6 protein-coding genes are annotated in these 9862 nt (G+C 35.8%); 1 reads left to right on the top strand and 5 read right to left on the bottom strand.

The annotated features are described in order from the left end of the window. Nucleotides 1–368 precede the first annotated feature (368 nt). Complete coding sequence (locus ACTG3Y_RS12660; RefSeq protein WP_439153287.1) at nt 369–956, bottom strand: hypothetical protein; 588 nt, start codon at nt 954–956, stop codon at nt 369–371. Between the two features lie 80 nt (nt 957–1036). Here ACTG3Y_RS12660 and ACTG3Y_RS12665 point away from each other — a divergent pair, with 80 nt between their 5' ends. Then, complete coding sequence (locus ACTG3Y_RS12665; RefSeq protein ID WP_439153288.1) at nt 1037–2188, top strand: OmpA family protein; 1152 nt, start codon at nt 1037–1039, stop codon at nt 2186–2188. A 1125-nt stretch (nt 2189–3313) separates the two neighbouring features. On the opposite strand, the gene ACTG3Y_RS12670 is transcribed toward ACTG3Y_RS12665, so the two are convergent. From ACTG3Y_RS12670 to ACTG3Y_RS12685, 4 genes are all read right to left on the bottom strand, one after another. After that, entirely contained in the window at nt 3314–4348 is a 1035-nt protein-coding gene (locus ACTG3Y_RS12670) for a nucleotidyltransferase family protein (RefSeq protein WP_439153289.1), read from the bottom strand. Nucleotides 4349–4463: 115 nt separating this feature from the next. Then, nucleotides 4464–5591, bottom strand: coding sequence for a hypothetical protein (locus tag ACTG3Y_RS12675; RefSeq protein WP_439153290.1), 1128 nt, complete (start codon nt 5589–5591; stop codon nt 4464–4466). A 35-nt stretch (nt 5592–5626) separates the two neighbouring features. After that, nucleotides 5627–5773: a hypothetical protein gene (locus ACTG3Y_RS12680; RefSeq protein WP_439153291.1), complete on the bottom strand. Its 147-nt coding sequence runs from the start codon at nt 5771–5773 to the stop codon at nt 5627–5629. A 169-nt stretch (nt 5774–5942) separates the two neighbouring features. Further along, entirely contained in the window at nt 5943–9248 is a 3306-nt protein-coding gene (locus tag ACTG3Y_RS12685; protein ID WP_439153292.1) for a T9SS type A sorting domain-containing protein, read from the bottom strand. Nucleotides 9249–9862 lie beyond the last annotated feature (614 nt).

Raw genomic sequence — 9862 nt, forward strand, 5'->3', positions numbered from 1 at the left:
TGCACTTGGGGTAATTGTAATTTGCTGTGCCTGGCAGCTCATAGAAAATAATAGGCCACAAATTAAAGTTGTGAAATAATGTTTCATTTGCAAAAAAAACTTCTGGTATAACTAATAGATATTTGAGTCCTGCTCAAAATTACATTTAAATTTTAGTTTTAATATAAAAATCATATGAGTTGCTCATATTTCCTTTTAATGGCATCTTTCGAGGTATTTTAGTGCAATTGAGATGTTATGAGCACAAGTTGAGCAAGCACAGATGAAATAGTTGGCTTTTTCTCTACACAAAGGGAGCTTGTGAAATAGTCCGAGATCAAAGACGGTTGTTATAAAATGTTGAGATTGATCTGGGTTGAAAGTACAGATTATAGTCTAAAGACCATTTGTAAAACATATTGAAAGTGGTTATTAGCATAGTTATCGCCTTTGTCGCTGTGATTTAAAGCAAATTTACTAATAACTGCACCTTTAAGGCCAATAGATTTATTTGTTGTAAGCCATAACTTAAAGCCTCCGCCAAAATTTCCAGATATGTTGCCGTTATCTAAATGAAAATACCCTAAACCAGCTCTGGCATAAAAGTCTAGCCATTCGGTATTCGGAAAAATGTATTCCCCAAAATCGTAATTAATAGAAGTATCTAGAGCATAATAGGTAAGACTATTAGTTGTTGTGCCAGCAGCATCGATAGCTGCTCCTTCTTTATACCCATTAAGACTTGCCATTATTTCAATAGAAAATAAGCGCGACCATTGCGTTTCTGCAGAAATAGATATAGGATTTCTAAATGCCCAATCCTCCATATTTTCTACAGGAGATTTGGTACCTTGAGAATTTACAGCATTAACCCCTATACTCAATAACCATTCCCCATCTTTAATAGAGCGATTAGATTGTGCACAAATTACACTTGTCGTTACTAAAAGTAGCAGGAGTATCGTATAGCTTTTCATAATACAATTTATAATTAGGTTTATATGCTGTAAAAGTACTAATTTTGTTATATATAAATTGTGTAAATCTTATTTATCATATGGCTTTTAATAGAAAGAAACTAGGTTCTAAGGGGTTGTTTATCATGCTGCTTCTGTTTTTTATAACATTTCAAAGCGCCAAAAGCCAAGAGAATTCAGCGCTCTCATTCTCTGCAGGTATCAATATAATTGATAATAGTAATGGAATAGATGCGCCGTGGGATGCAGAACGATTAGAGTTTAAAAAGCCTGTTTTCGCTGAAATAGAATACAGATCTAATAACTGGTCTATTTCATTAATGGCTACGAGTAATCAATTTAAATTGCAACGATTAAATGAGGCGGGTGATGGTTTTGTAAATAACTATTATGACTTTTTTGCTTTAGATATCACCAATAAATTTTACTTAGATCAATATATTTTAGATAATGAGGCCATTGATCTGTATGCAGGTGTTGGTCTAGGAGCGCACAAAGTCGCAGAAGGTAAAGCCATAACTGCTAATTTGAGTTTAGGCGCTAACTATTGGGTAACTGATCAATTTGGTATCGTTTTCCAAGCATTTGCTAAAAAAGGTTTTGATGACGAGGTCTTGTACGTTGGTAATTATTACCAGTATAACTTGGGATTAAGTTACCGCTTAAAATCTAAAACAAAAGACAAACCAGAAGAAGAGCCAGTTGAAGATAAGCCTTTAGATGCTGCGAAAGAAAAAGAAGTACTAAATGTACCAACAATAGTAAACGGGGTTGTTGTAGAAAAAGGAGAGCTAGAAGACGCTGTTAAACAAGACCAATCCGAAAAAGAACAAGACGTAGTCAAAGAAAAAGCACCAGTAGATGTGTTAGCTGAGCAATTAGAAGCTATAGGCCCTGTATACTTTGATCGTAATTCATCATACTATGATGGTGTTGGAAGAGCAAAACTTAGCGATATCTATAATTTATTAAAATCTAACCCTTCGCTAAACATAAGAATTGATAGTTATACCGATTCAAAAGGTACTGAAGCGTATAACGAGTTTTTATCAGATAGACGTTTAAACCGTGTCAGACAGTATCTAATTGGTTTAGGCATTAACCCATCTCGTTTACAAGGTGTTTCAAATGGTGTTGATACTAATAGCCCATGTATAGTACAAAATAGATCGTGCACCGAGCAAGAGTACGCGCAACAGCGTAGAGTAGAGTTTACGGTAAAAAGCCAGTAAGATAGCGTTTATACCATTTTTAGAGTTACCTCCAGGTCCAGGTGCATGCCGCAGTAGGTTGTGACGAGTCATAACATCGAGTGATTTTGCCAAAGCAGAATTGTATCTAGTCGTTATATCGAGTGGTGCGCGATAGCCCATTGTATCGAGATATCTATACAACTTTACTGCATAAAGCCACCCGACAATGGTCTATTTTTAAAAGACGCTGACCTCGTAATTAAAAGGTGCTGAACTTCTTTTCGGAAGTTGCTGAACTTTTGCTTGGAAGTTGCTGAACTTTTGATTGGAAGTTGCTGTACTTTTTTGTGTACTTACTAAAATAGATGTACTTGCGCCCTGCGCTTTGTCTTAAGCCGCAGATAGTCAGCACTTCGCGGTCGGCGTAGTCAAACAGAAGGTTCGGCGTAGCCAATGACAGTAGTGATTTGAATGTACTTGTCATGCAGAACAAACGCAGTGAATTGAAGCATCTTTTTATTAAAATGATTTGCTTCGCTTACGCTTTGAATCCCAAGGATTGACACAGTCAAACCGAAGATTCGGCGTAGTCAATGACATTAGAGATGATATTCCTCGATACAATTTGGCTAGTACCAAATCACTCAAACTGACGTTTTTTTTGTTAAGAAAAAATAAGCATAAATTCACTTCGTCACATCGAGTGAGTTTTAAGACGTGATAGCGCTTAAAAATAGTATCGAGATGTAATCAGTGTTTTTAAGTCACTTTGTTCTCGATACACGCATCGTCACCTCAGCGCACTTGGCTCTCGATACAACTTTACTATCGTAAAGCCACTCGAGCTGACGTTTAAAGCAGAAGTAATAAGTCACTCTGTTCTTTTTACAACTTTACTGCGTAACGCCACTCGAACTGACGCGGTTTTTTCGTTCTTTTAATGCCCTAGTGCTTGTCATGTAGAACGAATGCAGTGAAGTGAAGCATCTTTTTATTGAAATGAGATTCTTCGCTTACGCTCTGAATGACAGTGGTGATGTGAAGCATCTAACTATTGACATAAGATTGATAGCGGATACTCTAAAATAAAAAAATAGTCAGCACTTTGTAAGCCACATAGCTCATAACAATTGATTTGAATAATATTTATCAGATATTGAGCTTTTATTTAAAAAACTTGGCTTTAAGCAATTGTATAAGGCGTTTACGATCTTGCCAGGCTTCTGCTCTATAATTGGTATTAGTTATAAATAAAGATGTTTTTTTTATTATATCGGTATAAAACCTAATACCCTTTTTAGCTTTAGCCATTTTACTCATGCTAAAATTGTGGATAGCTCTTGCGTGTTTGTTTTCGTGACTTTGTTTAAAAAAATAAAATCTTATTTTAATAGCACTCTTAAGTTGTAATACCCTTATATCTTCAAAAAAATATGCAGTTTTAGCAATAAATAAAGCATGATATTTACTAGTTTTTCCGAAATCATTTAACTCATGTAAGGCTAATCTTTGTGTGCTGCATATAAAATCGAAGGCATTTCTAAAACCTAATCTGTTTTGATTAAAACCGTAATCATTGATCTCAAAATTAAGAATTATGTGAGATAATATGTGTCGTTCTGATGGTATATAGAAGCCATTAAGACGTCTTTTATTTGCTAATAAATTGGGTGTAGATAAATAAAATTCAGAATATTTGTGTAGTACATGCCTATGAAGTTCTACCGCTGCAATGCCTTCTTTTTTTGGAATTAATAATGGGTCGTTATGAGGTTTAGAATATTTAAGCCCAAAAGTAATAGCATTAGATTGATAACCTAAAGTTTCTATAAGTTCTGCTGCTTTTCTTAATTGCGTGTTTTCAATTAGTATATCGATATCCATTACCATCCGCTCACCAAAATCGTTATAGTAACCCGCAACTAAAAAGGCAGCGCCTTTTAAAAACACATGGTTAATAGTGTTGGCATTAAGTAGCTGGCTTAGCGCTTCTATTTGTTTAAAAATAGTCGTATTTCTGTTTCTGTTTATGGCGGTTAAATCGTGTAGATAGGTTACAAGATCCCTGGGCAGTATATGTAATAATTGTTTTTGCTGTAAACGGCAATAGATAGTGGTGAGTACCAGATGCGAGCTGCCTATTTTAACTAAGTCTACCCAATCCTCGTCTGTAAACTGCTGTAATTGCGTTTTTAGCACTGTTGTGTCAGGGCTAAAGCTTAATATCTGCGCAATGCATTGCAATGTGTTGTGAGGTGTCGAGGCCATAATAAATCAGGGAATAAATATAGCTATAAAAGCCTTGGCAGTGTAATTATTTCTTAAACAAGCTGCCAACAGCGGCAATAGCCTCTGTGTTGTTATGATACCTTAACTCATAAAATGAAACATTACCCAACCAGTCCAAAAAAGATTGGGCATGGGCTTCATTATGGGCCAACCACGACTCCGTAATGAGTTCTTGGAGGATGGTTTGTTCTGCACCTTCGGTTAATGTGGTGGGTATAGGGTCTTGGCTATAGCGCACCAATACTAAGTTGTTGCAAGGGTAGTCTAATTTCTCCGGGTGTATTAAAGGTAAAGGTGGTATATAGGTCACCTGGCCTTTCGTGCCATTGATGTATTGTTGAGGTAAGTCTTCAAAATTATCTACCAAAGGTGCTATGGTTGCAAAGGCTTTTTCTTTAATTGATAGGGCTGCTGGTAATACGGCGATATGGTTATTGGCGGCTAACATCGCACTCATATCGTCTGCCACCAGATCATACCCTGCATACATTAATAAGGTGGCCAGGGTGCTTTTACCACTGCCCGAGTTGCCCACCAACATCACCGCTTGTTCCCCGTTGCCAATGGTGGTGGCATGAAAGGTGCCTATCCAGTCTGGCTCTGTTTTTTGGTGAATAGAGTTTAAAACCTCAAACGAAAATTTACCTTGAAACAAATGTGGTTGGTTTTTTTGCCAGATCCATGTTTGGTTTAAGTTGTTTTGCAGTGCATAACTACTGTTGTCTTCTTGGGTGATAATGCTGTGGCGTCCTTTTACCTCTTTGGTATTAACTTTAGTTTTTAGATGAAAAAACTTAGAAGCTATTAAAGCCAATGAAGTTTGAGTGTTATAATGTACCATTATGCAATATTGCTGATAATTTAAAACACAAGACTTCATTCCTGAAATTCTTATTTCTTTGTCACTTAAATTGATATCTGTTTGGGACGCAGGCATACAAAGCACCTGTAGGCTGTTGTAGATTTGATTTGCAAGATCTGGATTCCCAAAATGAGCAGTATCTTTAAGATAGGTTGCTTCCGTTTGAGATGATTGAAATTTTTTAAAGTATTTGTAATTTGATTTATCAAATACAATATAAGTATTAGAATCCTTTAACCAGATAATATAGTGATTAGACAGAGCTAATAGTTTTGTTTGCGATAATTTCAAAGTACTAATTTAAAAAAGTAGCATCCTCATGGTTGTTAGATCTCAACACCTGGATCTGTTGCAGCTTGAGACTTCATTGGGTTAAGAACTATAAAAGTGCCTACAGCCGTAATAGCGGCGTATTTCCCCATTTTTTTCAAGGCTTCTTTCCGGGTAATTTGGTCTTTTTTTGATGTATTCATTTATACTCCTTTTTAAAATACAAAGGTAAAAAAATATTTTTCATTGTAGGTGATTGTTAAGATAGAATTATTTGTAATAGTAGGTAGGGTACTTAAATGAGTTATTGTTATACTAAAAAAGTGCTTAACCTAAGTTAAGCACTTTTTTAATTTGAGCTATATCTAGATATTAGTTAAGAATAACTTGTCGCGATACTTGTTGTGTTTTGTTATTTACACGCACTACATAGGCGGCAGTTGCTAAATGACTGGCGTCTATACGGTTTTGTGTTTTGTAGCTATCTAGTGTTTGTGTCATTACTTTACGACCATTGATGTCATAGATCTCTAGCACAGTATTCGTATGTAATTGTCCATTGATAACAATAGTTTTTGTACCCGTAATAGACGTTATTTTTAAAGTGTTTAAATCAAAGTCTGTATTAGATAAGGTCTCACTATTATCTTGGAAGTGTATGTAAAAACGTCCTGTATCAGTCATATTATTACTTGCTGTAAAGGTATAATCTACGTCAGTAAGGATAGTCCATACATTTTCTGTACGATCCTCAAGATACACCACCGTGTCTTCTGGCAAGAATACATCTGCCAAGCTGATGGTAGCTGTCATACCTGCGGTTAAATTGACTCCTAAAGGAATTACATGTGTTGGTAAGTTATTGTGATTTAGCGTTTGTATCGCCATATCTTTATTGTTACTGTTTTCTACTAAATGCGTATAGATGCCAAAGTTGTTACCTGCTTGACCACCATATACCTCGGTATCATAACCTACATCCAATCCATTTGTACCATGGGTATTAAAGTATACTTCTGTAGCCATGGTGAACTGGTTTGGAGATGATAGGTGCAGCACCACATAATCGTTGATAGCCGGCGTTGCAGAACGACCCGAAAAGTCAGTATCTATCATAGCAGGATTTGCAATGGTTACCCATTCTTTTTTAAAGGTTACCGTTGTAGCACCATTTATTCTTGTAGTAAACCCTTGCCCTGGGCGTAATAGTTTAGCATTACTTTTATTCCATACCTTATATCTTTGCGCTACAGTATTACCACCGGTACCTGTCCAGGAATAAATACCGGCATTAGAACCGCCCAAAAATGCATTTGGATTGTTTTCTAAAAACTGAGTGATGTCCAAGTAACCTGCATAAGGATTACCTAGTATTTCCCAAGAGCTAGCCCCTGTGCCATTAACCGCAATAGTTACTTCATCGCTGTTCTGGATGTCTCCTGTAAACTTTAGGTGAGGGACTGTATTACCTTGGGTAGGTTCCATGCCTACTAGATAGCCTTTACCAGGTACCATTGTATGTGGATTTGCACTGTTATGATCAAATACACCATATCCATTTGTACTTGCTAGCCATTGAGCAAATATGTAATACGCACCGTTGCCTCCCATTGCGAGTGCAGTACCATTATTTAAAAAATCAGTATCAAATGTTTCTCCAATTACTGGTGATGAAACGTAGCTTCTTAATAAATTATTAGAGTTTCCTATAAGGTCTAGACGTGCAGCACGCAGATAATTAATTTCGCCAGATGCTTCGCCACCTATAACAAGACTTGCAAATTCATCTTTATTATTACCTTGACCACCAGGAGTACTTGGGCTGTTTCCATTAGCAAGCTCCGACAACATATTTACATTATCGCTGCCTTTGTTTATAAAATCTTCAACGGTTGTAAGCGATCCTGTTTTATCTATAGTTAAAAAAGCGCCTGGATTAATAACTACAGTTTTAAATTTACGGTCATCACTAATTTTTAAATGCTTAGTAGATTCTATCATTACAACATCATTTTCTCCAGGTACTTCTCCTTGAGTCCATTTTGTTGTTTCTGTAACTTCATCATTTTCGTCTCCTGTCCATGTGTTGATGGCGTCTGCTTGTACTTTTACGTTGTCTAGACCTAACCTCTCTACACTGTTTGTATCAGTAACTTGGTGTGTGAATACTACTTTAACAGATGTTGTATTATCAGGTAACACTAAACTTACATTTACCCAAGTATCGTTAGTACCATTATTATTTACTAATTCTACGGATGAAGTAGATGGTGTACTACTTCCGTTATAATATAATTGGTAGGTAAATGTGTCTTGTGCACCACCTGATGTTTCAACTCCGTCACCCACAAAATAGTCAAAAGAGAATACAGCATTGTTATAATAATTGTCTATAACAACTTCATTAAACGTAATTGTTCCTTCTGAAGTACTGCCTTGCATGCCCCAAAAGCTACCGTCTGCAGTACCGTAACCACTATTTCTAATAGAACCAGAGTTACTGTTTGTAGATGTGTACGACCAACCATCGTTATCATCCCAATCTTGCATGGCAATAATTGAAGTAGGTTTTAAGACACCTGATAACTTTATGTTGTCTATTTCATGTTCATCATTATTATCATCATCGTGATAAAATTCAACAATAAGCTTTATGCTTGTTGCTGTTGTTGGGATGCTTGATAAATTGTAATTGTATACAGTACCATCATCATCATCATCGTTATATATCGTTTCAAGTACTTCTTCATTAGATGAACCATTGATGCTATATTTAAAACGAATATAGTCATTTGAACCTAGGCTTTTAAAATCATCAACTTCCACACTAAAATTTAGATCGGTATAACCTGTAATATCTATAAGGTCTGTTTCCCATTTTCCGGACCCATCTAATTCTTTAGCTCTTAATGTATTATTGTTGCCGTCGTTTTCTTGTACTTCTATATCATTGTCATTAGTTGACCAATCTGTCTCGTACAAGTCTGTACCATTTCTATCTTCGTCATTTTCATCCTGAAAATCTTCAAAGAATAGGTCTTGTGGCTGGCTAGGATTGTTTCCGCCGTTGTCTAATTCAGCAGTTAAAGAGACAGCATCAACCGCTATATCAGCTTGCCATGTACTACCTGTAACTCTGTTAAATCTTAACTGAATACTTCCACCAACATAAGCGTTAAGACTAACATTAGCTGTACGCCAGGAATCACCTTGGTTACCAGAGCTATTCCAAATTGACGACCATGAAGAACCATCATCATCACTAACTTCTAAATCAATAGTTCCCATGTTACTAGAGCCAAACTGATGATAACTAAAGCTAAACGTCGCTTCAGAAAGACTAGATAGATTAAAACATGGTGAGTTTAATATTGCTTGTTTATTAGGAAAACCATCACCCTCTCCTGAAGCCTCGACATAGACATAAAAATTACCTTCTATCGCACTATCTGGACCAGTTCCATTTGATGGTGTACCGTTGTCATCAACTGTCCAATTAATATCATCTGCTGTAGATTGTGACCACCCTCCAAGAGTATTTTCAAAACTTTCGGTGTAAGGAAAGGAAGTTATTCCATTAGAACATCCGCTCTGCGCATGAGACATCGCTGTTGTAATCACTAAAAGTATCACGCTTAGCGCTAATTTAAAAATTGAGTTTAAGTAATTTGGTTTCATAGGTTAAATTTTAAAAATGTTTAATAATGTTTTAATAGTTCGTTTTATTTAATTTGAGGGTGGGACAAATCTATTGATGCGTTTAAGATGAAATACAAACTTTTGGATGATTTGCACAAAAAAATAGTTGAATGAAACGTGCTGTTATATTTTATCGATGAGTGGTTAATTTGATGTTTTTATAAAATATAAACAACTGGTAATCAGTTTTATAAAAATTTAAATTTTATTAAAATGAGAGTTTAAAGTCCGTTTGAGAATTTTTTTATCGATAAACGACTTAGTTTTTTCGACCAAATTAAAGAGGTGTAGTGCTAACGTAAATTGGTTGTTGCAATGCATGTGTCATTCAACGAGTAAATATTCGATGAACGGCATACCATGAGGATGCTAAAAACTATGAAATGGTCTATTTTTTAGTTTCAGGTGGTCATTTAGTGTGATTTTTAAGAAGCGAAGCGCAAAAAATAGTATCGAGATGTAGGAAGTAAAAAGCCACTCTGTTCTCGATACAACTTTACTGCGTAAAGTCACTCGAACTGACGTTTGGTTATGACTTATAAAGTATACATAAAAGATACGTATCGTCACATCGAGTGATTTTTTTACTGCGA

The organism is Winogradskyella sp. (assembly GCF_965656915.1).
Taxonomy (GTDB): Bacteria; Bacteroidota; Bacteroidia; order Flavobacteriales; family Flavobacteriaceae; genus Winogradskyella.